The sequence below is a fragment of the Nonomuraea diastatica genome, from assembly GCF_004349015.1.
GTDB classification, from domain to species: domain Bacteria; phylum Actinomycetota; class Actinomycetes; order Streptosporangiales; family Streptosporangiaceae; genus Nonomuraea; species Nonomuraea diastatica.
In genome coordinates this window covers 1-24,046 of sequence record NZ_SMKP01000174.1, presented here as the reverse complement: position 1 = coordinate 24,046, position 24,046 = coordinate 1, and the positions used below count along the sequence as shown (strand labels likewise).

At 69.8% G+C, this 24,046-nt stretch carries 23 protein-coding genes; 13 read left to right on the top strand and 10 right to left on the bottom strand.

Annotation, left to right across the window (positions count from 1 at the left end):
- From E1294_RS53470 to E1294_RS40920, 6 genes are all read left to right on the top strand, one after another.
- Positions 1-731 (top strand): hypothetical protein (locus E1294_RS53470; protein ID WP_220448225.1); only part of this gene is annotated, 731 nt, incomplete at its 5' end.
- On the top strand, positions 728-1,918 hold the full coding sequence (locus E1294_RS40940) for a S8 family peptidase (protein ID WP_165977755.1): 1,191 nt from the start codon (positions 728-730) through the stop codon (positions 1,916-1,918). The genes E1294_RS53470 and E1294_RS40940, both read left to right, overlap by 4 nt.
- Before the next feature lie 124 nt (positions 1,919-2,042).
- Positions 2,043-3,587 (top strand): OmpA family protein, encoded by a 1,545-nt coding sequence (locus tag E1294_RS40935; RefSeq protein WP_132516342.1) that lies wholly within the window; start codon positions 2,043-2,045, stop codon positions 3,585-3,587.
- A gap of 81 nt (positions 3,588-3,668) precedes the next feature.
- Positions 3,669-4,295, top strand: coding sequence for a TetR/AcrR family transcriptional regulator (locus tag E1294_RS40930; RefSeq protein WP_132516341.1), 627 nt, complete (start codon positions 3,669-3,671; stop codon positions 4,293-4,295).
- A 142-nt stretch (positions 4,296-4,437) separates the two neighbouring features.
- The gene (locus E1294_RS40925; RefSeq protein ID WP_132516340.1) at positions 4,438-5,811 is read left to right on the top strand and encodes an SUKH-4 family immunity protein; all 1,374 of its coding nucleotides are present in this window, start codon (positions 4,438-4,440) and stop codon (positions 5,809-5,811) included.
- A 188-nt stretch (positions 5,812-5,999) separates the two neighbouring features.
- Positions 6,000-7,121 (top strand): serine hydrolase domain-containing protein, encoded by a 1,122-nt coding sequence (locus tag E1294_RS40920; RefSeq protein ID WP_132516339.1) that lies wholly within the window; start codon positions 6,000-6,002, stop codon positions 7,119-7,121.
- Between the two features lie 22 nt (positions 7,122-7,143).
- Here E1294_RS40920 and E1294_RS55030 read toward each other — a convergent pair whose 3' ends face one another.
- From E1294_RS55030 to E1294_RS40900, 6 genes are all read right to left on the bottom strand, one after another.
- Positions 7,144-7,428: a citrate/2-methylcitrate synthase gene (locus tag E1294_RS55030; RefSeq protein WP_281284586.1), complete on the bottom strand. Its 285-nt coding sequence runs from the start codon at positions 7,426-7,428 to the stop codon at positions 7,144-7,146.
- A complete protein-coding gene (locus tag E1294_RS55025; RefSeq protein WP_220448223.1) occupies positions 7,425-8,822 on the bottom strand; it encodes a hypothetical protein in 1,398 nt (465 codons plus the stop codon). The genes E1294_RS55030 and E1294_RS55025 overlap by 4 nt, the downstream gene beginning before the upstream one ends.
- Positions 8,823-8,941: 119 nt before the next feature.
- Entirely contained in the window at positions 8,942-9,088 is a 147-nt protein-coding gene (locus E1294_RS53465; RefSeq protein ID WP_165977754.1) for a hypothetical protein, read from the bottom strand.
- Between the two features lie 23 nt (positions 9,089-9,111).
- Positions 9,112-9,345 (bottom strand): hypothetical protein, encoded by a 234-nt coding sequence (locus E1294_RS40910; RefSeq protein ID WP_132516338.1) that lies wholly within the window; start codon positions 9,343-9,345, stop codon positions 9,112-9,114.
- Positions 9,346-9,482: 137 nt separating this feature from the next.
- Positions 9,483-9,995: a hypothetical protein gene (locus E1294_RS53460; protein ID WP_165977753.1), complete on the bottom strand. Its 513-nt coding sequence runs from the start codon at positions 9,993-9,995 to the stop codon at positions 9,483-9,485.
- 483 nt (positions 9,996-10,478) lie between these two features.
- Positions 10,479-11,042, bottom strand: a complete 564-nt coding sequence (locus tag E1294_RS40900) for a TetR family transcriptional regulator (RefSeq protein ID WP_132516336.1) — start codon at positions 11,040-11,042, stop codon at positions 10,479-10,481.
- Between the two features lie 78 nt (positions 11,043-11,120).
- Here E1294_RS40900 and E1294_RS40895 point away from each other — a divergent pair, with 78 nt between their 5' ends.
- Positions 11,121-11,978, top strand: a complete 858-nt coding sequence (locus E1294_RS40895) for an SDR family NAD(P)-dependent oxidoreductase (protein WP_132516335.1) — start codon at positions 11,121-11,123, stop codon at positions 11,976-11,978.
- Between the two features lie 252 nt (positions 11,979-12,230).
- Here E1294_RS40895 and E1294_RS40890 read toward each other — a convergent pair whose 3' ends face one another.
- Positions 12,231-12,608: a hypothetical protein gene (locus E1294_RS40890; protein WP_132516334.1), complete on the bottom strand. Its 378-nt coding sequence runs from the start codon at positions 12,606-12,608 to the stop codon at positions 12,231-12,233.
- A 138-nt stretch (positions 12,609-12,746) separates the two neighbouring features.
- On the opposite strand from E1294_RS40890, the gene E1294_RS40885 reads away from it, so the two are divergent.
- Positions 12,747-13,217, top strand: coding sequence for a hypothetical protein (locus E1294_RS40885; protein ID WP_132516333.1), 471 nt, complete (start codon positions 12,747-12,749; stop codon positions 13,215-13,217).
- A 146-nt stretch (positions 13,218-13,363) separates the two neighbouring features.
- Positions 13,364-14,623 (top strand): serine hydrolase domain-containing protein, encoded by a 1,260-nt coding sequence (locus E1294_RS40880; RefSeq protein ID WP_220448222.1) that lies wholly within the window; start codon positions 13,364-13,366, stop codon positions 14,621-14,623.
- A gap of 193 nt (positions 14,624-14,816) precedes the next feature.
- Here the strand turns inward: E1294_RS40880 and guaA are convergent, their stop codons facing one another.
- Positions 14,817-16,406 carry a glutamine-hydrolyzing GMP synthase gene (gene guaA, locus E1294_RS40875; RefSeq protein WP_425465256.1) on the bottom strand — a complete coding sequence of 530 codons (1,590 nt, stop codon included), beginning with the start codon at positions 16,404-16,406 and terminating at the stop codon, positions 14,817-14,819.
- Positions 16,407-16,460: 54 nt separating this feature from the next.
- On the opposite strand from guaA, the gene E1294_RS40870 reads away from it, so the two are divergent.
- Positions 16,461-17,402, top strand: a complete 942-nt coding sequence (locus tag E1294_RS40870; RefSeq protein WP_132516331.1) for a DUF2207 domain-containing protein — start codon at positions 16,461-16,463, stop codon at positions 17,400-17,402.
- Here the strand turns inward: E1294_RS40870 and E1294_RS40865 are convergent.
- Both E1294_RS40865 and E1294_RS40860 read right to left on the bottom strand, forming a co-directional pair.
- Entirely contained in the window at positions 17,393-18,214 is an 822-nt protein-coding gene (locus E1294_RS40865; RefSeq protein ID WP_165977752.1) for an SDR family NAD(P)-dependent oxidoreductase, read from the bottom strand. The genes E1294_RS40870 and E1294_RS40865 overlap by 10 nt on opposite strands.
- Positions 18,215-18,266: 52 nt before the next feature.
- The gene (locus E1294_RS40860) at positions 18,267-19,760 is read right to left on the bottom strand and encodes a DUF885 family protein (protein ID WP_132516329.1); all 1,494 of its coding nucleotides are present in this window, start codon (positions 19,758-19,760) and stop codon (positions 18,267-18,269) included.
- Positions 19,761-19,838: 78 nt separating this feature from the next.
- Between E1294_RS40860 and E1294_RS40855 the strand changes: the two genes are divergently transcribed.
- The 3 genes from E1294_RS40855 to E1294_RS40845 all read left to right on the top strand — a co-directional run.
- On the top strand, positions 19,839-20,579 hold the full coding sequence (locus tag E1294_RS40855; RefSeq protein ID WP_132516328.1) for an N-acetyltransferase: 741 nt from the start codon (positions 19,839-19,841) through the stop codon (positions 20,577-20,579).
- 233 nt (positions 20,580-20,812) lie between these two features.
- Positions 20,813-22,993, top strand: a complete 2,181-nt coding sequence (locus E1294_RS40850; RefSeq protein WP_132516327.1) for a serine/threonine-protein kinase — start codon at positions 20,813-20,815, stop codon at positions 22,991-22,993.
- 32 nt (positions 22,994-23,025) lie between these two features.
- Positions 23,026-24,046 (top strand): beta-propeller domain-containing protein (locus tag E1294_RS40845; RefSeq protein WP_246083651.1); only part of this gene is annotated, 1,021 nt, incomplete at its 3' end.

The window sequence follows — 24,046 nt, the reverse complement described above, 5'->3', positions numbered from 1 at the left end:
CCCCGCGGCGCGGCCCCGGGCCGATCCGGACCGTCCTCGGCGTGCTGATCGCCCTCTTCGGGATGGCGTGCGTGCTCGCGGGCGGCGGAGTCATCGCCAAGGCGTTCTCCAACAGCAACCAGGAGATCTTCAACCGGCAGTACGCGAACAACCTGTGGCGCAACCTGCCGGCGGAGACGCTGTTCCCCCCGGCGATCGGCATGCGAGACCCGGATCGGCGCGGCGCGGCGCGGGGCGCCTGGACACGGGCCGCGATCTCGCCCGAGACCTCCTGCGGCAAGGCGCTGACCGGCGGGCTCGCCAAGGAGGCGAAGAAGCGGGGTTGCCAGGCGGCACTCCGCGCCACCTACGTCGACGGCACGGGAGGGACCGCGGCCACCATCGCCATCGTCGTGTTCCCTGCCGACGACTCGGGCAACGACCTGGACGCCATCCTGCACGACGCGCAACGCGAGGAGCGTGACTACGGCGTCCGGCCCCTGCCGGCGAAGGGCGTCCAATGGACGGACAGCGCGCGGGCCGGAAGCGGCGGCAACTCGGCCGGGAGGCTGTTCGTCGCGGTGACCTCAGGGCCGGCCGACGGACGGCGCGCCGGCAAGCTCCCGCAGCCGTGGGGCAGACGCGAGAGCCATCAGCGCTACGACCGTTCCCCATGGGGCGAGATATCCGCGGGCCTGGCCAAGAGCACCACCGCCCACCTGACCGACCAGATCGAAAAGGCGAGACCGTGATCCGCAGGACGACCGTCGCAGCCCTTCTCACCGTCCCGCAACTCCTCTCGGCGACTGTTCCCGCCCACGCCGCCGCGCCGGCCCGCTGGGAGCTCAACGCCATGGACGTCCCGGAGGCCCACCGGACCAGCCAGGGCGAGAACGTCACGGTCGCGGTGCTCGACACCGGCGTGGTGACCAGCCATCCATCGTTCAGAGGACGGGTCACCTCGGGGCCCGACTTCATCCGTTTCGGCGCCAAGAAAGGGGAGCCGCACTGGGGCGAGCACGGCACCGCGATGGCCTCCAACGTGCTGTCCGTCGCCCCCAAGGCCCGCGTGCTGTCCCTGCGGGTCATCCTCGACCACGAAGACCCCGGCAGGGACCGCATCGAGGAGGCCTGGGAGAGGTGGCGGAAGAGCGGCACGTTCGACGAGACCTTCCGGTCGCACCAGACGTCGATCTCCAGAGCCATCCGCTATGCGGTCGACCAGGGCGCCGAGGTCATCTCGATGTCACTGGGCACCGACGAATGGGGAGGCATCCGCGACTACCTCGACGACGTCGCCGCGGCGGTCGACTACGCCGGCGGCAAGGGCGTCACCGTGCTCGCCTCCGCGGGCAACGGCGGATCCACGGACCGTCTCGCCACCGACGCCAACAACGTGGTGGCCTACCCCGCCGCGTACGCCGGTGTGCTCGGCGTGGCCGCCGTCAGCCGGCAAGGGCGGCGTGCGGAGTTCTCACAGGTGCACACGTACAACGCGATCGCCGCGCCGGGCGTGGACATCCGCAGCGCCACCAACACGGGCGGCTACCGGATGGTCAAAGGCACCTCGCCGGCGTGTGCCCTGGCGGCGGGCGCGGTGGCGTTGATGTTGTCGCGCAATCCCGATCTGAGCCCGCGGCAGGTGCGCGACATCCTCGTCCGCACCGCCACGAAACCCCCGAACGGCTACACCCTGTTCCTCGGCCACGGGATGGTCAACGCGGACCGCGCGGTGCGGGCGGCGGCCACGACCAAGGGCGCCGAGCCGAAGGCGGCGGCGTACGAAGGGGAGAAACATTTCGGTGAAGGGCCGACCGACTCGCCCGTCACCCATCCTCCGATCGACCAGGCCTACCTCGTCATCGGAGGTGTGGGGGTGGGAGTGGGCCTCCTGTGCTTCACCGGCACGTTCTTCCTGGTACGGCGGCGACGCGCCTGATGTGGTGGCCCTTCGGATGGCTTGACCCCGCGCGCGGTTGGAGTCAGGGGCCCTTGTTGCGAAACCGGATATCCCGTATACCTGTCAGACGATCGCTCCGCGCACGTGGACGTCTGGAGTTTCCGTGAAAGCCCGCGTCGCCGTCACAACCGTCTCCCTGATCATGCTCGCGGGGTGCACCGGCAGCACACCTGCCGTGCGGCAGACCACCGCGGGCGCGACGAAGCCGCAGGACCCGCCTCCGGCGCGGCAGGTGTACGCACGCAAGGGGACCTGCGACTCGGGGGGCAGCGACGTCCCCTTCAGGGTCGAGATCGTCGGCGTCGAACGGCAGGCCGAGCACACCCGGCTCCGGCTTGCGATCAGCCTTGACGGTGCCGAGAAGCACCATGACATGGCGTTCTTCGGCCAGTCGGATTTCCGGGGCTTCCGACTGCTGGATCCCGTCGGGCGCCGCCTGTACCGGGCGAAGAGCAGCCACCAACTCGACCAGTTCGGCTGGTACTACAAGGACATCCGCTACGAGACCGAGATCTACTACGACCCGCTCCCGGCGTCGGCCGGGCAGATCACGGTGATCGCGCCGTGCACGTTCGGGGAGATGACCGGGATCCCGGTAGCCCAGGGTGAGCTCACCCAGAGCCCGACGCCGCTGCCGACCACTTCCTGGGGCGACGACAAGCCGGGCACCAAGGTCGTGCTCGGCGCGGACCCGCCCGCGCCCGGCGCCAGGCCCAACTATTCCGACCTGTACGCGGTGGAGGACGGCGCGCAAGAGAAGTCGACCGGCACGGACGAGGAGAGCATCGCCCTGCGCGCAGACGTGCTGTTCGCCTTCGACAAGGCCGACCTGTCCGCGAAGGCGCGCCAAGTGCTCGACGACGTGGCGGAGGAGACCCGGCGACGGGCCGATCCGTCGAAACCGCCGGTGACCATCGCCGGGCACACCGACAGCAAGGGCGACGACCCGTACAACCTGCGGCTGTCGTTGCGGCGTGCGCAGACCGTACGGTCCTACCTCTCCCGGCGGCTGGGGACCGACTACCAGTACAAGGCCGAAGGCAAGGGGGAGACCCAGCCCGTCGCGGAGGAAGGCGGCTCGAACGACAAGCAGGCCAGCGCGAAGAACCGGCGCGTGGAGGTGTCGTACAAGATCAAGCAAGTGGTGGAGGCCACCGGCGCGCCCAGTCCGGGAGCAACCGCCGCGCCGCTCCCCGGCACGCCCGCCCCCTTCCAGGAGGGGCTCGGCCGGCCGGTGGCCGAGCGCAAGAACGAGGACGGCTGGCTGCTGCGTGTCCACCAGCCCTATCGCGACGGCGCTTTCATGGTCGGCGTCTACGAGATCGTCAACGAGACGGGGGGCTGGGAGCACAACATCACCCCGCGGATCGACGGCGAGCAGCCCGGCTCCATGTGGGGCGGCCTGACATGGCTCGACCCGGCCTCCGGGCGGCGCCAGCGCATCGTCCGGGTCGGCAAGTACGGCACCGGCGAGGACGGCTACACCTACGTCGCCGCCCCGGAGATCACCGGCAAATGGGGGTTCGGCTGGGCCGAGCACGTCCCCTACCGGATCTACGCCTACTACGCGCCGCCGCCGCCGGGCGTGACCGCGCTGACTCTGGACGCCGGGCCGTACGGCACGTTCCCCGATGTGCCCGTCAAGTGACGCTGCGACCATCCGGCCAGGCAGGAGTCCTTCCCCTTGGTTGTTTGTAGCCTGCTTCTAGAGTTGGGCTAACCTTACTGGGTGAGCGAGCGCGGGAAGCCGAACAAGAAGGCGCAGAAGTCCGCCGAAACCCGGCGCCGGATCCTGGAGGCCGCCGGAGAGCTGTTCGTTGCGCAGGGCTATGGCGCGACCATGCTCCAGCAGATCGCCGACAGGGCGGGCGTGGCGGTGCAGACCGTCTACTTCGTGTTCGGCAACAAACGCCGCCTGCTCAAGGAGCTCGTCGACGTCACGATCGCGGGCGACGACCGTCCCGTGGCGACCCTCGACCGGCCGTGGTTCCGCGAGGCGCTGGACGCCGCCACCGCTCAGGAGCACCTGCGGCTGTACGTGGCGGGCACACGGGCCGTGCTGGAGCGGGTGGCCCCGATGACCAAGGTGCTGCAGATCGCCGTGGCCACCGACCCGGAGATCGCCGAGATGTGGCCCGATGAGCGGGATCCGCGCTTCGCGGTGACACAGACCGCGGCGGACAGCCTGATGGCCAAGCCGGGGGCACGCCCCGAGGTGTCCCACGCCGCCGACCTGCTGTACGGCGTGCTCAGCCCGGACCTCTACCTGGTGTTCACCCGTGACCGAGGCTGGACGCCCGAGCGGTTCGAGCGCTGGGCCCACGACACTCTGCGCGCCCAGCTCTGCACGGATTGACCAGGCGTACGGCCGATCACGCGGGCACGGCGGCGGCCAACGCACGGTCGGCGGCCGGAGAAGAGCCACTACGCTGGTGCGGACTTGATCTTGGCTCGATGCCTGGTGTCACGGGCCTTCCGCAACGACGAGGTGCTGCATCGTGGTCACGCACGAAGAGATGGTCGAGGCGTTCGGCGACGAGGGCCTGATGCTGATGGACGCCGGGCGGTGCGCCGAGATGGGGCTCTCGGAGGCGGACGCGCACGTCCTGTGCCAGGTCGGGCTGCCGGTGCGCGCGGACCAGGCGTTCACCACGGCCGTCTCCGACGAGCCGCGGACGGGATCCCTCGTGGTGTTCACGACCGGCAGCGGGGACGTCGACGTCCTCATCCTCGGCGGGACGCCGGGAGGGGCCGGCACTCGCTACTTCCTCGACATCCGGAGCGGTGTGGTCGGCCTGCTCTCGCTCGACGGCGAGCCCCAGGCGGAGCGGATCAACAGCTCGCCGGCGACCTTCGTCGAGTTCCTCCGCCGGCTCCGGCTGCGTCAGCAGGCGTTGAACGGCGCGCCCGACGACGCGGGACCGCGCGACACCGAAGAGTTGTGGTTGTCGTTGAAGGAGCTGGATCCGCCCGCCTTCCGCGACGCCGAGTCCTGGTGGTCGATGGTCATGGACGACCTGATGGACCGGAGCCACGTCGACGAGGTGCGCGCGTTCCTGCAGCAGCGCCGTGCGGAGGCCGGCGCCGCCTCCTCCGGGACGGGCACGGCAGCGGCCTCCGAGCCGCGGCGCTCGCAGCGTGAGCGCTTCGACCGGGCACTCGGCCGGTTGACGGACGAAGGCTGGCAGATCGTGGACGCGGGGCGGTTCGCCGCCGACACCGAGACGAGCGGCCTGCTGAGCCTGCCCGCCGACCTGGCCGATCACTTCGCACCCGGCGGCGTGCTCGTCAAGGACGTCGCGATCTCCTGGCGCGGCGGGTTGCCGTCACGGATGCAGTCGGTGTTCGCGCGGGAGGGCCTCGTGGTCTCCGTTCCCGGCCAGGCGGAGCAGGACGACGACCACGACGCGCTGCTGGACCTGGACGCCGACGAGCTGAGCAGGCAGGCGGACGAAGCGATGGAGGCGCTCTTCGCCGCGGTGCACGGCCTGAACAAACCGGAGGAAGGGTTCGTCACCTGCCTGGCGGGCGACGAGGTCTCCTCCGACCTGTGCCGCGTCGTACGCGCCTTCGACCGGCTCACCGAGCAGGGCTATTTCGCCGAACCCGACCTCTGGCCGACGGTCTCCGGAGCCTGGCAGCACGTCCACGAGGCCGGGGCGTCGGCGAAGGCCGTCTTCTGGACCACGCAGGCGCACACGTCGTGTTTCGACGCCAGGGGCGACCTGGTCGACGAGCTCACGCTGCAGTGGGCCGGCGACCGGGATCTGATCGCGCAGGTCCTGTCCGCCACCGGGCTCGTGGTGGAAAGCCCGCAGGACACGGGCACCACCTTCCTGCTCCGACCGAAACGGGCCGATCGCGACTGGTGAACGCCGGCTGAGGCGAAATCGATCACCGGGTGTCATCCGCCACTCGGCGTCGCGCAGCCGGCAGGAGAAACAGCCGGGAAACCACCGCCGGTCTAGACAGTTGCTACGAGTCCGGGCGACAGGCGTCTCACACCCGATGCGACCACGTCCGGCATTCTCCTGCAGAGAGGATCTTCCTCGTGAGGCATGTGAAAGCAGTCGGTCTGGCCGGCCTGGCGTGCGCGATGCTGTCGCTGGGTGTCACGGCACCGGCCACCGCCGCGGAAGCGGGCCGGCCGCGGATGGGGGACGTGCAGAAGGCTCTGTCAGAGCTGGCGAGGAGCCCGGAGGTGCTCGGCGCGATCGGCGCGGTCTACGTGGACGGCAGAGTCGACAAGGGCTCGGGCGGCACGCGTCTCCTCGACGGCAAGGGCGGCAGGATCCCGGCGGGCGCCCGCTTCCGGATCGGGTCGCAGACCAAGTCCATGACCTCCGCGGTCATCATGAAGCTGGTCACGGAGGGCAAGTTCGGCCTGGACTCCAAGCTCAGTGAGGTGCTGCCGGTCGTGGTGGAGAAGGACCTGGTGGAGCGGGCCGACGAGATCACCGTGGAGCAGATGATCCACCACACCTCAGGCATCCCCAACTGGTACACCCCCGAGCTCATCGACCCTTTCGACTTCGAGACGCGGTACACACCGATGGAGCTGATCACCAAGTCGCGCACCCTGCCGCGCGAGCAGGAGCCGGGCGAGAAGTTCTCCTACTCCAACACCAACTACTACCTCCTCGGCCTGATCATCGAGAAGTACACCGGGCACTCGCTGGCCGCCGAGTTCGAGGAGCGCCTCTTCGAGCCCCTGGACATGGACGACACCTACCTGCCCACCAGGTGGCCCGGCGGCATCAAGGGCCCGCACGGGCACGGCTACTTCCCCGACAAGAACGGCAAGCTGGTCGACTTCGACAACCAGAACATGAGCTACGGTTACGCGGCCGGCGGCGTGATCTCCACCGCCGACGACCTCAGCGCCTTCCATCGGGCGTTCGCCAAGGACAAGATCCTCACGAAGGAAGAGAAGGAGGCGCTGAACGCCGGCCGGCCTCCCTCCGAGCCGGACCGCGCCCCCAACCTCAACGTGTGCGACGACGAAGGCACGTACGGACACTTGAAGGGCAGCTCGCACGGCTTCAACGCCCTCACCTTCAGCACCGGGGACGGCGGCGTCCAGTTGATCATGTCGCTCACGCTGGCCACCGAGCACAACGATCCGGCCATCGACCTTCTGGCCAAGAAGGCGGCAGAAGCGGTCCTCTGCCCCGAGAAGTAGCGCACCACCGCGCCGCGCGCCTTCATGTCCTCGCACTGGAGGCGCCGCGCGCGTACTCCTCGATGGCGTGTGCGATCCAGCCGGCGCTGCGAGCGATCACGAAGACGGCCTCCCCCGCCCCGTTGGCCAGGTCATGTGCGAAACACAGCGCCCCGAGCGCGAACTCGACGTTGGGGTGCAGCTGACGCCGCTCGATCACCAGGTCGAGGGTGGCCCGGACGATGTCGAGCCGCTCGGGCCTGGCCGACGATTCGGCGAGCATGGCCAGCAGCAGCGCGCCCGCGTGACGCCGCCGGTCCGTGGCTATCCGGCGGCGTACGACCTGGCGATCCGCGCGCCGAGATCGGCACCGTAGTTCTGGTGGTAGACCTGGGCGGAGCAGTAGACCGGACCCCCTTGCCGGACCAGGCCGGCGGTCCAGGTGGCGGCGTTCTCCACACCCGGGTCGCTCACCTGCAGGCCCGTGGCCACGATGTCGTCCACGCTGACGTCGACGACATAGTGGCCCACGCCCTTGCGCTCGTACAGGCGCCACTCCAGCGTCGCGCTCCGCGCCCCCGCCAGTTCGCCCGTCAGGTCGACTGTGGCCTTCTGCCACGCGTGGTCGTTGGCGGCGACGTCCTGTTGCCATACCACCTTGCCGTTGAGAAGAAGCTGCTTCACGTGGTAGCCGGCCGGGTTACCAGGGCCACGGCCGTCCCCGTGCCAGAAGCTCACGCTGTACTTGTCGGCGCCCGACGTGAGCTGGACTCGGCGGCTTGCGCTGCACCACATCCCCGCCTTGGTGGTGGTGTTTCCCTGTACGACGAAGCTCAGCCGCCCGTTGCCGGCGCGGGCGAGGTTGTCGTCCGCGGGCCGGGTCCACCCGGCGTCGCGGGACACGAAGGGGAGCTTGTACTGCACCACCCCGGACAGTTCCCCCGTGCGGACGTGCTCAAGGGCCTTCTTGGTGACGGCCTCGACGTAGGCGACCGTCGGTTTCTGGGCGGCGTGGCTCAGCGGGTGGGCGTACGGCATCAGGTAGACATCCGTGCCGGGAAGCCGCTTGGCGAGCTGCTTGACCTGGTACGACAGGCTCCATGTCCACGACGTGTCCCGGTGCGGCTCATCCCGGAAGGGGAAGATCACTCCATCCAGCAACGGGATCTGCTCAGCGATGAACGCGTCGGTGAACTGGCTGTAATAGACCGTGGGGACGAACTTCAACGAGGGGTTGACCGGCCTGGCGGCCGCGCGCATCTGCCTGACGTACTCGGGGGTGAACGTCCTGAGGTCGTGGCCGTAGTCGTCCACGGTCCAGCCGATCAGGTTCGGGTGGGTTCTGGAGAGGGTGGCGATCTCGCGCGCCCACGCCACGTAGTCGTGCTTGTACGGCCGGGAGACGCAACAGACGGCCTGGCTCGGCGCGTACACCAGCACCCAGACGTCGATTCCGGCGGCGGCCGCCGGGAGGAACTCCTGACGCAGGTCCTCCCAGTGCACGTTGTCGCCGGCCATCGGGTAGACGTAGGTGTTGGCCTTGAGGGCTTTCAACCCCGCGATCATCACTTTGGTGTCGACGTGCCTGATCCCGTCGGCCCGCGGCTCCTCTTCCCGTATGAGGTTTCCTGCGGTCCCCACACTGGGCGCCTGAGCGTGAGCCACACCGGGGAGCATCGACAGCAGCAACGCGACGACCATCACGAACACAGAACGGGACACCAGGTTCCCTTCACCAAGATCCGTAGAGAACGCGGTCAGCATAGGAGGCGCCGGTATACCGCCGGTATGCCGTGCCGCCTCGACAGACAGCGGGCAGCCCTGACGGGCATCATCACTCATCAGATGCTTGGGCTCGCCTGGCGGCCGGGGCCTGCTACCGGGCGCTCCGATACGATGCCGAGCAGATCGTCGTGGGACGAGCTCTCGTTCCCGTACGCCACATCGATGGCGATCGACGTGCCGACCTCCAACTCGCCCTTGCGCACGAAGGGCACCCCTCCGGGGACGACTACCACGCTGGCCGCGCGAACACCGTGAGGCCGGCGGCGATGATGTCGATGAGCCGATCGAGGATCTTCGGATACAGGTCGGGACTGGCCAGACGGTCCCGATGCAAGGGCATCAAGAGGACGGTCTGCAGAAACCCGACGATCAACGCCGGGTCGTCGTCGACGAGGTCATCACCGTGTTCGGCCAGGAAGGCCGCCAGCGCGGTGACCGGATTGTCCGGCGCCGAGGTCACACGCTCCGGGTTCAGCCTCCTGACCAGCGGCCTCCATCTACACGGAACCCGCGCTCGTCGATCCGATGCGCATCTAGGATCGCACGCCCGGCCGACCCATCGGACGGTTGCTCCTGCAAGGGAGGCGCCTGGCGCGCTCAGTCTGGTGTGGCCATGCCTTGGTGCGGTGAGTCCCGCTCGGCTGTGACGAGTTCGAACCAGGCGATTTTGCCGGTGGCGCCCCCGCAGCACACCAGTCGGTCCAGCAGCGGGTTGTGGCGCGGTGGGGAGGGAACGGGCGGGCCCTGAGGGCTGAGGTCCTCCACCTCGCCCCGCAAGAGACCGTCCTCCACCCACAGGGCGAGCCTGATCTTTGCCGTGGCGTCCCGCAAGGCGTCGCCGATCAACTCGCAGACCAGTACGTCAACAACCTCGACGTGCTCCTCCAACCCCCACGCGGCCAAGCGGACGGCGGTCATCCGCCGCGCGCTGGGCACGGCCGAAGGCCGTGGCGACAGCAGCCACGTGACGGCGCGATCCCGCCTCGCCCACCGGGCGCGCGCGACCAGGCCATCCCTCAGGGCCAGGAGCCCGTTCCAGGACAGGATCCATAGTGTGGGCCGATCCGGCTCGGCCCGGTGCACGACTTGCGTCTGCGATATGGCTGGCACTGATATCCCTCCCCCGTGCTGCACATCTGTTCAGAGCACATATTCAGCATGCTCGGACGCGCAAATCGCCGAGAGGGGATAAATCCCCATGTAGGTACCTGTTTGCCCCATGGCGCACGGGGCCTAGGGAGTGCGGATGACAGGTGCCCGAGGCGGGCGTGAACAGGCAAAGGCGCTAATAAAAGGGAGGAGATAGTTCTTGCCCCGCAGAGCCGAATGAGCGGAAGCAATCGCCCTATTGCCCCCGGTTGCGGGCAGCACTAATTTAAGCTTGGTTTGCATGGTGATCGTGCTTGTCGGCGGCACGTCCGTTCGGGAGCGGGCGTGTGGGCCTCGCGCTGCTCCACAGACTGTCGCCCTCTCACGCGGGCACGGCACGGTCATGCGAATGACAGAGGCCCCCGGATTTCCTGTGCTGGCAAGCAGCCCGGGGCACAGCCTTATCTGCAGCCGCGCCGTACCGTTGACAGTCGCCGGGTGCGATCAGTTGAGGAATGCCGGGCGGAGCATCGCGAAGGCGCGGTCGACCAGGGTGAGGCGGTCGATGGAGCCGCCGGTGCGCAGCCATTCGCGGGCCACCGCGTCCAGTGCCGCGCCCGCCGCTGCCGCCGCCAGGTCGGCCTCCAGCGGCGGCATCCCGCGATCGGCCAGCGCCTGGATGATCCGGGTGCGAGCCTCGTCGCGTTTCTGCAGGAGCCTGGTGCGCAGCGCGGGCGTGGACTCGATCAGCCGCATCGCGTCGACCTGCGCGTTGATGCGCGACTCCCAGCCGCGCAGCACCGCGTGCAGGCACTGCCACGGCTCCTCCTGCGGTGGCCGGGCGGCGATCTCCTGTGCGACCTGCTCCCCCATCGTCTCGATCTCGCCGAAGACGGCGTCCTCCTTGGTCAGGAAATAGCGGAAGAAGCTGCGTTTCGACATCCCGGCCGCCCTGGCGATGTCGTCGACGGTCGTCTCGTCGAAGCCGCGCTCGGCGAACAACTCCAGCGCCCGCCCGGCCAGCTCGGCGCGTACGGCGCGCCTGGTGCGATCCCGCAGACCTTCCATGCCGTCATCCTACACCGATTGCTATCTGTGTCACTCGGTGTCATATTTGGTCCATCGATCTTAAAGGTGGTGGATCTCATGGACGGCAAGACTGTCCTGGTCACCGGCGGCACCGGTGGCATAGGCAAGGAGACCGCGCGCGGGCTGGCCGCGCGCGGCGCCCGGGTGATCGTGGTCGGCCGCGATCCCGTACGCGCTCAGCGGGCGGCGGACGAGCTCAGTACGGGCGGCGGCCGGGTCGAGGCCCTGGCCGCGGACGTGACCAGGCAGCGCGACCTCGCCGGGCTCGCCGCTCAGGTGGCCGGACGCTGCGACCGGCTGGACGTACTGATCAACAACGTCGGTACGAACCCGCCGCGCCGCACCCTCACAGAAGACGGCGTGGAGGCCACCTTCGCCGCCCACGTGCTCACCCCGTTCACGCTCACCCGCCTCCTGCTGCCCCTGCTCGGCGGCCGGGTCGTCAACATCACCGGAGGCATCCCCGGCGGCCCGATCGAGCTGGACAATTTGCAGGCGGAGCGGCGTTACCTGGGATGGACGTTCAGCCAGTACAACCACACCAAGACGATGCTCATGGCCATGAGCCTGCGCTTCGCCGAGCAGGTGGCCGGCAGCGGCGTCACGATCAACGTCGCCTATCCTGGACACGGCCACACGCCGATGAACCAGTCGATGACGACGACCGGGTTCCCCTACGTGTACCGCCCGATCGTCCCGCTGCTGCGGGCCGTGACGCCGCAGATCTTCGGCGACCTGAGTAAGCCCTCCCGCTCCAGCGTCCACCTCGCCTCCAGCGGCGACGTGGAAGGGGTGACCGGGACGTACTTCAGCAGGAGATGCCGCCGCGCTCCGTGGCCGGCCAGCGCCCTCGACCGGCGCAACCAGGACACGATCTGGGCCCTGTGCGAAGACCTGACCAGAGAAACGGTCTGACGTCCCGCCACACGCGCGCCATACCGTGCCTGTCTGTGCTCGCGGGCATCGGACAGGACCGTCTGCATCGCCGTCGGCGCGGCACTGACGCTGATCGGCGCGGTGATCCACGTCTTCCCCCGCACCACGGCGGCGTACGTCGTGGTCGCGGCCTGCGCGACGGTCCCCCTCCGCCTGTGCCCTGGCCCCGGCAGCCGCACCGCCGTCGGCCATGATGCGGCTGCCGGACCACGAGCGAACCCTGCGAGGACGTTACCCGGTGAAGCGGATCGTGGCGCCCTTGCTGGTGATGGCCAGCACACGGAAGGAAAGGGCGTTCTTGCCATTGATGCGCATGTTGCCGCGAGCGCCTTCGCCCAGGGAGGCCGTTGAGCCGGGCCCTCGCACCACGACCATGTCCTGGTTGAAGATGCCGCCGACGTACTCCTTGGAGACGTACACCCTGGAGAAGCCGTAACGCTTCGCGGAGATGCGGAAGCTCACGGCCTTCGAGAACGTGAACTTGCATTTCCCGTCGTAGCAGCCGCGGTAGCTCGGCTTGGCCGCGGCGGCGGCGGGGGTGGCGGCCACGGCGGGCGTCACGACCATGGCGCACGCGAGGGTCAGGGCGGTGATGGCCTTCCTGTGCATGGTCTTCCCTTTCATCGGGTTATACGGCATTTGCCGCAGAGGGGCGGGACCTTTCTATCGGGTATCCGGCGGGAGGGGTCCCGAAGCCGCGGTACGACACTGGTTCCTGATGTCGTCGGGCGAGCAAAGGGAGCAGAGATGCCAGGCGGACCGACCAGGCGGATGGCGCTGGTGAGCGCGGTGACCGTAGCCGGACTGCTCACCGGCTGCGGCTCCGTACCGGAGGAGACGGCCGCACCCGCCGGCGCCCCGACGACGTCATCGACGTCTCCGGCTCCGTCCTCCCCGCCGGCGACTCCCTCGCCGACGGCGACACCGTTCCCGAAGGCCAAGAACGGCACGAAACTCCGGGCGTGCCGGGACGCGAAGTGCGAGGTGCTCGTCTCGGACGGGCGGACCATCACGCTGGACGCAAGATGGGGCCTGGCGCCGGTCGCGGTCAGCGTCGAGGACGACTCGGTCACCTTCCACGTGGTCACCGCGTCCGGCATGCAGGCCACCATGTCCGAGCAGACGCCGGACCAAGGAGGCCCCAGCACCATCAACGACGTCAGTTTCGAGGTGCTGGCAGTCAAGGGGAAGAAGGCCGTCATCAAGATCACGCACTAGGAGGGCGGGTCACCACGCGTCGCGGACGTACAGCAGGCTGTACCCGACAAGCTCCAGTGCGCGGGATCGTTCGAGGGTGGGCTCCGACGACATGCTTGTCCATGTCCGGAGCGGACACCACCCCCGAATGCAGGAGCGTTTCCCTCATGTCGCGTCTCTCTTCCTCCTCCACGACCCCCCGGCGTATGCGCGTCCTGGCCGCGGCGGCGCTGACGGCCCTGACCGCGATGAGCGTGGCCGCCGCCCCCGCCGCCGCGAGCGGCCTCGACCGCACCGCGAAGGTCACCCAGGACAACCCGGCCGACGAACTGCAGGCCGAACTGGACGAGATGCGCGACGAGGTCAAAGACGCCAAGCGCAACCGCACCAACAACGCCCTGCAGAAGCAGCTGAACACCCTGGTCAAGAAGCACAAGTTCCCCGGGGCGCTGGCCACCGTCCAAGACGGCAAGGGCAGGACCCGCTACTACACCGCCGGCGTCGGCGACCTCAAGACCAAGGCCGAGGTGCCCGTCGACGGACAGGTGCGCATCGCCAGCAACACCAAGACCTTCACCGCCGTCACCGTGCTCCAACTCGTCGGCGAGGGCAAGGTCGAACTGGACGAGCCGATCGAGACCTACCTGCCGAAACTGCTCCGCGGCAAGTCCGGCGACGGCCGCAAAATCACCGTGCGGCAGCTGCTCCAGCACACCAGCGGCCTGCCGAACTACACCCGCTGGATGCCCAACATCCTCGACGTCCGCAACACGTACAGCAGCCCGCGGGACCTGCTGAAGACCGCCTTCGCCCACAAGGCATCCTTCGCACCCGGCACCAAATGGGAGTACAGCAACACCGGCTACATCGTGCTCGGCCTGCTCATCGAGAAGATCGACGGCAAGCCCGTCGGCGAGGCGATCACCGACCGCACCATCAAGCGGATCGGCCTGCGCCACACGTACTGGCCGGGCAAGGGCGTCAAGACGATCCGCGAGCGTCACCCCAAGGGCTACGCCTCCAGGAAGCCCGGCGGCAAGCTCGTCGACATCACCCACCTGGACCCGTCATGGGGCGGCGCGGCCGGCCAGCTCATCGCCACCCCCGGCGACCTCAACCGCTTCTGGCTCGCCCTCATGGACGGCAAGCTCCTCAAGCCCGCGCAGCTCTCGGCCATGAAGAAGACCATGAAGGCACCCGGCTTCCCCGCCGGCTGGGAGTATGGGCTCGGCCTGATGAAGATGCCGCTCAGCTGCGGCGGCACAGCATGGGGCCACGGCGGCGACATCGACGGCTACGAAACCCGCGGCGGCGTCACCGACAAGGGCCGGGCGGCCACCATCGCCGTCACGACCCTGCCCGCCACCGAACCCGCCGCCATGAGCGTCATCAAGGCCGCCGACACCGCCCTGTGCGCCAAGAAGTAACCCACACACAGCCGACCAGCCCCGGGGAGCGTACGCCACCCGGGGCTCGGCAGCGTTGCGTTTCACGGGGCCGTCAGCCACGTGCGTCGGGTGGGTGACCTTGGCCGTGGCCGTGGCCGTGGCCGTGGCCGTGGCCGTGGCCGTGGCCGTGGCCGTAAAGATCATTTCAGGCCCCGCGGAAAGCCGCGGGGTGTCACTCCCACTCGATGGTGCCGGGGGGCTTGCTGGTCACGTCGAGCACCACGCGGTTGACCTCGCGGACCTCGTTGGTGATCCGTGTCGAGATGCGGGACAGCACGTCGAACGGCACCTTCGCCCAGTCGGCCGTCATCGCGTCCTCCGACGTCACCGGGCGCAGCACCACCGGATGCCCGTAGGTGCGCCCGTCGCCCTGCACCCCCACCGAGCGCACGTCGGCCAGCAGCACCACGGGGCACTGCCAGATCTGCCGGTCGAGGCCGGCCCTGGACAGCTCTTCGCGGGCGATCGCGTCGGCCTCGCGCAGCAGCTCAAGGCGCTCGCGCGTCACCTCTCCGACGATGCGGATGCCCAGGCCGGGGCCGGGGAACGGCTGGCGCCAGACCATGGCGGCGGGCAGCCCGAGCTCCTCGCCGGCCCGGCGGACCTCGTCCTTGAACAGCGCCCGCAGCGGCTCCACCAGCGTGAACCGCAGGTCGTCCGGCAGGCCGCCGACGTTGTGGTGGGACTTGATGTTGGCGGTGCCGGTGCCGCCGCCCGACTCGACCACATCGGGGTAGAGCGTGCCCTGGACGAGGAACTCCACGGGCTTGTCGGCCATGATGGCGCGCTGTTCGTCCTCGAAGACGCGGATGAACTCGCGGCCGATGATCTTCCGCTTCTCCTCGGGGTCGGTGACGCCTTCCAGCGCCTTGATGAAGCGGTCGGCGGCGTCGACCACGCGCAGCTTGACGCCGGTGACGGCCACGAAGTCGCGCTCGACCTGCTCGGCCTCGCCCTTGCGCAGCAGGCCGTGGTCGACGAAGACGCAGGTCAGCCGGTCGCCGATGGCGCGCTGCACGATGGCGGCGGCCACCGCGGAGTCGACGCCGCCCGACAGCGCGCAGATCGCGTGGCCGTCGCCGACCTGGCGGCGCACGGCCTCGACGGAGTCTTCGACGATGTTGAGCATGGTCCACGACGGGCGGCAGCCGGCCGCCTCGAGGAAGTGCCTGAGCACCGTCTGCCCGTGCTCGGAGTGGAGCACCTCCGGGTGGAACTGCACGCCGTAGAGGCCCCGCTCGGGGTGCTCGAAGGCGGCGACCGGCGTCTCGCTCGTCGAGGCGGTCACCGTGAACCCCTCGGGGGCGGCGGCCACGCTGTCGCCGTGGGACATCCAGACCTTCTGGGCGCTCGGCAGGCCGGCGAAGATGACGCCCTCGCGGAGCACCTCGAGCGCGGTGCCGCCGTATTCGGCGACGCCCGTGCGGGCCACCTCGCCGCCCAGCGCCTGCGCCATGGCCTGGAAGCCGTAGCAGATGCCGAACGTGGGCACGCCCGTCGCGAACAGCCCGTGCGGCACGGGCGGCGCGCCGTCGGCGTAGACCGACGAGGGGCCGCCGGACAGGATGATCGCTTTCGGGTTCTTCGCCATCATCTCCTCGACGGGCATCGACGAGGGGACGATCTCGGAATAGACGTGGCACTCGCGCACCCGCCTGGCGATGAGCTGCGCATATTGCGCGCCGAAGTCGACCACCAGAACCGTGTCGAATTCAGACACTGAAGACCCTCCAGAAGGCGGAACGCGGTGACTACAGTCTATCGGCCTTGTGCATTACGCCTGGCCTGGCTCCGGCTCTCGTGCTAACACAGAACAATGGATCTTGTCTGGCCGGCGACGACCTGGGCTCTGTGGGTCGCCACGCTGGCCGCCGCCTTCAAGGTGTCCGGTCGCGACAGGACCCCGGATCGGGAGCAGCGTTATCCGGCGCCCGCCCCCGTGGCCGAGCTCTTACGCGGCATGCGGGTGCAGGACGTGTTCCATTCGGCGCTGTTCGAGCTGGCCGGGCGCGGGTGGGCCATCGTGGAGGGCGACCGGCTGTCACTCACGCCGCGGCGGGCGGAGCCTCTCCTGCCGTACGAGCGGTGGGTGCTCGATCAGGTGAGCACCCGGATGGGCGGTGCTCCGCGGGCCCCGGTGATCGCGCTCATGCCCGACGGGCAGGCGCTCGACCGCGAGTTCCTCCCCCTGGTCCGGCAGTGCGCCATCGATCTCGGGCTGGCGCGGCGGCGCTGGTCCAGCATGATCGTTCCGGTGTTGCTGGCGGGCGGGCTGGTGATCCCGTGGTTCGCCACCGTGTCCGCGGCCGGCCTGTCGTGGCCCGGGATGATCGCGACGATGGTGTCATGCGTGGCCGGGCCGGGGCTGCTCATGGCGGGCCGCGGGTTCCTGCTGACTCCCGCCGGACGTGAGGTTGCCGGGCCGGGGCGCGTGGAGGTGAATCCGCAGCAGGAATGGATCTTCACGGGCAGCGGCTGGCGCGGGGTGGAGATCGTGCCGGCGGTCGCCATGGCGCGGGGCCCGAAGCGGCAGGAGATCAGCGGCTATGTCGTCAAGCGCTGGGTCAAGGTCGACACGGACAGCGAGACCAACGTCTACCACATCGCGGTCCACGACGGCAGCTCGGAGAAGGCCATCGCGTTCCGGGTCAAGCAGGGCGTCTACCAGGACGTGCTGCCGGGCGACTCCGTACGCCTGCTGGTCAAGCCGCGCACCGGCGCGGTGGTGCGGGTGCTGGCCCACGAACGTCAGTGGTGAACCGGCAGGTGCCCGCTGAGCAGCGTCTCGGTCTGCAGGCGTAGCCGCGCGGCGTGCTCCGGGTCGGTCAGCAACAGGAACCTCCCGTCACGGATGGCCTCCACCACCAGGCCGGCGACCTCGGACGGCTCGATGCCGCGTTCCGCCGCCCTGCTCACCGCCTCCTGCGCGGCCACCTCGTCCTGGCCGGGCATGGTGGCCAGGCTCGGCGGGCGTAACCGCGCAGAGTCGGCGATGCGCGTCCTGACCGCGCCGGGGCAGAGCGCGGTCACACGGAGCTTGGAGCCCGCATCGGCCAGGTCGTGGGCGAGCGCCTGGGAGGCGGCCAGCGCGGCGTATTTGCCGACCGAGTAGCCGCCCGATCCCGGCGTGGTGAACAGCCCGGCCATGGACACCGTGTTGACGATGTGTCCCTCGGTGTCCTGCTCGATCATGCGCGGCACGAACTCGCGGATGCCGTGCAGCACGCCCCACAGGTTCACGCCGAGCAGCCAGGCGAGGTCCTCCTCGCCGCGCGTCCACAGGTGACCGCCCTGGAAGACGCCCGCGTTGTTGCACAACACGTGTACGGCCCGGAGCTCCCCGAAACACCGGTTGGCCAGGTGGCGTACGGAGGACGCGTCGGACACGTCGGTGATCTGCGTGAGCACCTCGGCGTCGCCCGCCTGCGCGGCCGTCTCCGCGAGCGCCCCGTGGTCGACGTCGGCGAGCATCAGCGTCATGCCCTCGGCCGCGAACCTGAGGGCCAGCGCCCGACCGATGCCGCTGCCCGCACCCGTTATCACGGCGACCTTGCCGGAGAGCTCGCGCACGGACAGACCTCCTCAGCGACCGGCACTGCAGGGTGCTCCGGATCACCAGACGCTACAGGATGGCCCCGATCAAGCCCAGAGGCGGCGAACCGAGATCGAGCAGCGACTTGTGGAAGCGCTGCAGGGTGAAGCCGGCACCCCATCGTTCGCGGGCCTGCTCGCGCAGGTCGCGGATGAGCAGCTTGCCCCACGTGTAGCGGCCGTACGTCGGGTCGAACGACGCCCGTTCCGCCTCCGCCGCCGCGGCGGGACCGGCCAGGTGCGTGTCCGACTCGAACCGCCTGGCGCCCTCTTCGACCGTCATCTGGCCGGTGTGCACGCCGATCGCGCAGGCCAGCCGGGTGACGCGGATCAGCGCCTCCAGCCAGACGCCGATCTCGAAGCGGGGGTCGCCGGCCTCGAAGCCCTCCTCGACGCAGAGTTCCTCAGCGTAGTGGGCCCAGCCCTCGATGAACGCCGATGACTGCAGCAGCCTGCGTACCTCCGACGGCGCCCGCCGCAGCGCCCTGGCATGCGAGAAGTGCCCGGGGGCGACCTCGTGCACGTTGATCGCGGGCAGCGTGGTGCGGCTGAAGACCTCCAGCCACTCCTCCTGGTCCCTCCGCGGCCAGCTCGGGTCGGGCGGCGTGACGTGGTACCAGGACGGGCCCTCGGGCTCGCCGGGCGCGTTCCACGACATCATGGCCATCGCCCAGCGGCGCGACTCGGGCGCCGGCCCGACCAGGCACTCGCCGTCGTGGTAGGGCACGAGGTCCTTCTCGCGGGTGAACGCGATGGCCTTCTCCGTGCCGATCCTGGCCGCCTCGATCACGCCGTCGGCGTCGGGGTGGTCCTTGACCAGCTCGCGTACGACGTCGAGCGGCGGGCGGCCCTGCTCCCCCAGCTTGGCGCAGGACTCGGCGAGCAGCGCCATGAGCCGGTCGCGCTCGGCGTCGGCCCGCTCCGCCAGGCCGCCCAGGTCGACGGGGAGCCCTTCGGCCGTGCCCATGAGCCTGGCCAGGGCCTCGCCGCCGAGCGCCGCGTCGGGGTCGCCCTCGTCCGCCGCCCTCTCGATGTGGGCGACGAACCTGCCGTGCGCTTCCAGCGCGGCCTCGTCCGTGACCCCGGCGGCCAGGCCCCTGGCGGTGCTCACCAGGGATTTCGCGACGGGGGCCGGGACCTGGTCGAGCGCGTCGAGCGCGTGGCCCACGGCCTCGGGCCAGAGCGCGAGGTGGGCCGCCTTGGCCGCGGCGCGGTCGCCGGCCGGAGCGTAGTCGCGGTCGTAGCAGGCCAGGTCGAGGTTGGACAGGTGGAGCAGGGGGTTCCTGCGGTGCAGGGCCAGCTCGCCGAGCTGGGTGCGCAGGCTCTCCTCGAACACCTCCAGGTGCCTGGCGTCGTGCGGGTCGGCGGGCGCGGCTCCCTCGCCGAGCCGGGCCAGTCCGGCGCGTACGCCGTCGGGCGACAGGTCCTGGATCCGGCCGTCGTACTCGTGCCTGCCGCCGCCCTCGCGCGCCTCGGGCAGGATCAAGTCGGCGACGGCTCTCAACCTGGCGTCAAGTTCGGTCATGCCGCCGACGCTAGCGCACCCACTTTGCACAAATTAATGGCGCGCGTCCCAGTAAGCCGGAATGCGAAACTGATCCGTATGGCCCTCAAGATCACGACGCTCGCGGAGCGTCCGGAGTTCGCGTCGACGTTGTGGGACATGGACCATACGTGGCAGGAGTTCATGCTCAACGACCCGATCGCCGACCTGTTCTACTCGGTCGCCACCACCACCTACGCCGACTACGTGCTCGTGGCCGACGACGACGCCGAGCCCGGCAGGCTGGTGGCGCGGGCGTGCATGATCCCGTTCGTGGCGAACGGGTCCGAGCTGCCCGACGACGGCTGGGACAGCGTGATCCGCTCGGGCCGGCTGGCGCGCGAACGCGGCACCCCGCCCGACGCCGTCTCCGCCCTGGAGATCACCGTGCGGCGCGACCTGCAGGGGACGGGGCTCTCCTCGAAGCTCCTGGCGGCGATGCGCCGCCACGCCGCCGGCCACGGCTTCGGCGAGCTCGTCGCGCCGGTCAGGCCCAACACCAAGCATCTCGAACCCCACACCCCCATGAGCGAGTACGCCTTCCGCACCCGCCCCGACGGCCTGCCCCATGACGCCTGGCTACGGGTGCACGTGCGGGCCGGCGGGAAGATCGTCAAGGTGGCGCCGCGCTCGATGGTGATCGCAGGCACGCTCGCGGAGTGGCGAGGGTGGACCGGCCTGCCGTTCGACCGTACTGGGGCCGTCGAGGTGCCGGGGGCGCTCAATCCCGTGCACTGCGACGTGGAGCACGACCACGCCGTCTATGTGGAGCCGAACGTCTGGGTCAGCCATCCGCTGTAGCCGGGTCAGGGCGGACGCGTACGCGCGCCGGGGGGATCGGTCGTCAACCGCACCCTTGCCGATCTCGAGGACCGCCCTCCGGCGTGACGATGGGGAACGGCGACCCCTGCTCGTCGCGGAAGTCCTCGGGGGAGGCGGCGCCTCCGGACGCCATGTGCCGGAAGGAAGAAGATTCGGTATCGCTACCGACCGGTAGTTTTTGCCGATGCTTGGCATGGGGACACAATTCTTCCATGGCATCCATCGCTCCGCTCCGACCCGGAGATCCGCCACGGCTGGGCGGCCTGGATCTCACCGGCAGGCTAGGCGAGGGCGGCCAGGGCGTCGTCTACCTCGCCAGCGACCCGTCGGGCACACGCGTGGCCGTCAAGTGGATGCGTCCCGACCTGTCGGGCGACCAGGTGAGCGTCGAGCGGTTCCTGCGCGAGGTCGAGGTGGCCCAGCAGGTCGCGCCGTTCTGCACCGCCGCCGTCCTGGGCACCGGCGTCGAGCAGGACCGCCCCTACATCATCAGCGAGTTCATCGAGGGGCCGTCGCTGCACCAGGTCGTGATGGAGGAAGGGCCGCGCGCGGGCTCCGTCCTGCACCGGCTGGCCATCGGCACCGCCACCGCCCTGGCCGCCATCCACCAGGCCGGCATCGTGCACCGCGACTTCAAGCCCGCCAACGTGATCATCGGCGCCGACGGGCCCAGAGTGATCGACTTCGGCATCGCGCGGGCGCTGAACGCCACCGCGACGATCACCGGCACGGTCGTGGGCACGCCCGCGTACATGGCGCCCGAACAGATCATGGGCCACACCGCAGGGCCGGCCGCCGACATGTTCTCGTGGGCCAGCACGATGGTCTTCGCCGCCTCCGCCCGGGCTCCGTTCGGCAGCGACACGATGCCCGCGGTGATCAACCGCGTGCTCAACCAGCATCCCGACCTGGGCATGCTCGACGGCCAGCTGCGCGACGTGGTGGTCGCGTGCCTGGTCAAGGACCCCGCGCAGCGGCCGACCGCCGAGCAAGTCATCATGCGGCTGCTGCAGCGCCCCGCGCCCAACGCCGGCATCCTCGCCGAGGCCGCCGCGGAGGCCGCGCCCCAGGCGCCCTTCGCCCATCACCCAGGACAACCGCCGGGGCCGCACTCGGGCCCGCACTCAGGCCCGCACTCGGGGCCGCCTTTCGGCGGGCCGCACGGCCCAGTCGCGCCGCCGGGGCCGCACGCCGCCACGGTCCCGCCCCCGCCCCCGGCCTCTCCCGGGCCCTGGCCGCTGCCGGGGCACGGGCAGCCCACCCATCAGCAGTACGCCCCGCAGCCGCAGCGCAGGAACAGAACCCCGCTGATCGTCGGCGTCACGGTGACGGTCGCCCTGCTGCTGCTCGCCGGGGTGGTCGTGACCATCCAGGTCAACCAGGCCTCGCTCGCCGAGCCGTCCCGCACCAGGACCCCCGGGCCGTCTCGGACCACCGCGACGCGCGACCCGTCGCCGGGCACCACGCGGGCCGCCGTGCCGCCCACCGGCACGAGGACGCGACTTCCCGGCGGCGAGATCCACCTGTACGAGAATCCCGCCGACGCGATCTTCCTGACCTCCTACGAGATCAAGGACGAGAAGAAGGACGACTGGATCGACTACGCCAGGGGCTCCCTGCACGGCTCGTTCACGAAGTACGCCGGCAACTGGGAGTCGATGGTCTCGCCCGACGGCCGCTACCTCGCGCACCGGGGCAGGAGCTACAGCTCCGACGACTTCGACTTCATCGTCATCACCGACCAGGACTCCGGCGAGCGCTCCACGATCAAGACCGTGAAGGACCCCCTGATCAGCACCATCAGGGCCTGGTCGAAAGACGGCGAGCGCATCCTGCTGAACATCGAGAAGAAGAACGGCGACGACTGGCTCCACCTGGGCTTCGCCATCATCGACGTGGCCACGAAGAAGGTCACCACCATCGACGTGGCCGACACCTCGATCCGCGAGACCGCCTTCGGCTTCGACGGCGCCGACGAGGGCACGGTCAACGTCTATGGGAACGAGAAGAACCTGGGCCTGCGCTTCTTCGACGCCCAGGGCAAGGCCACCCGCTCGTTCCCCGGCATCGGCACGATGTCGGCCGGCACGCAGGACATCTTCTCGCCCTCGGGCGGCGCGTTCGTCACCGACTGCCCCAACGGCGGCGGCGGGGACCACTGCATCTGGGACTCGGAGTCGGGCGAGCGCCTGCGCAAGTTCTCCTCCGACTGCGACAAGGTGCTCGGCTTCTACGACGAGAACCACCTCTACTGCTGGGAGCAGGACAACGGCCCCAACGACGAGGTCCAGGTGATCGACTTCAGCGGCAAACTGCTGCGCAAGCTGCTGGAAGTGCCCGACGACATCAACTTCAGCCCAGCGTTCACCATCAATCCGGACAAAGTTTCCTGAACCATCCTGCCCGCACACCCGTGATGGAGGGCATGAAGACGCTGATCCGCACAGCCGTGACCGCCACGGCGCTGGCGGCGGTGGCAGCCGCCTGCGCCTCTTCGCCGGAAGGGGCGCAGCCCCGGAAGACGAGCCTGGGCTCCGTCCGCCTGGTGGCCTACACCGGATGCGACGACCTGCTCGCGGGCCTGCGCGAGAGGGCCGCCCAGAACGTCGGCCCGTACGGCTTCGGCACCGTCATGCCCATGACCGCCAGGGCGGAGGCGAGGGCCGACACCGGAGCCGACACCGGCGGCGCCCCCGAGCACTCCACGACCAACGTGCACGAGGCGGGGGTGGACGAGCCCGACCTGGTCAAGACGGACGGCGACCGGCTCGTCACGGTCACGGACGGCACCCTGCGGGTCATCGACACCGCCACGAAGAAAGTCACCGAGTCCCTCGACCTGACCGACGGCGACGGGCCCCGCGTCCCCGCCGACCTGCTGATCTCCGGGGACCGCGCGCTGGTCATGCTGCGCGGCGGCGGCGCCGTGTACCGCTCCTTCGGGCCGCCGCGCGACACCCGGTACGTGCTGGTCGACCTGGCCGGCGAGCCCAAGGTGCTGAGCACGGTCGAGCCGCAGGGCACGTACGTCGACGCCAGGATGGCCGGGTCGACGGTCAGGCTCGTCACCCGCAGCCAGCCGGACATCACCTTCCCCCAGGTCAGGTCGGTGATCCCGGAGGCCGAGCGCATCAAGCGGAACCAGGAGGCCGTGCGGAAGGCGCCGGCCGAGGCATGGCTGCCCAAGATCAAGATTACGGACGCGTCGGGATCGGCCACGGAGACCACCGTCGCGTGCGCCCGGGTCAGCCACCCCGCCGACTACACCGGCACCTCCATGCTGACCGTGCACACCATCGACCTGGCCAAGGGCGTCACCGCGGCGGGCACCGACCCGATCGCCCTGGCAGCCGACGGCGACATCGTGTACGGCACGGGCGGCAGCCTCTACGTGGCCAGCAACCCGCACTGGTGGGGCATGCCGGCCCGCCCGCTGCCCGTCGCCC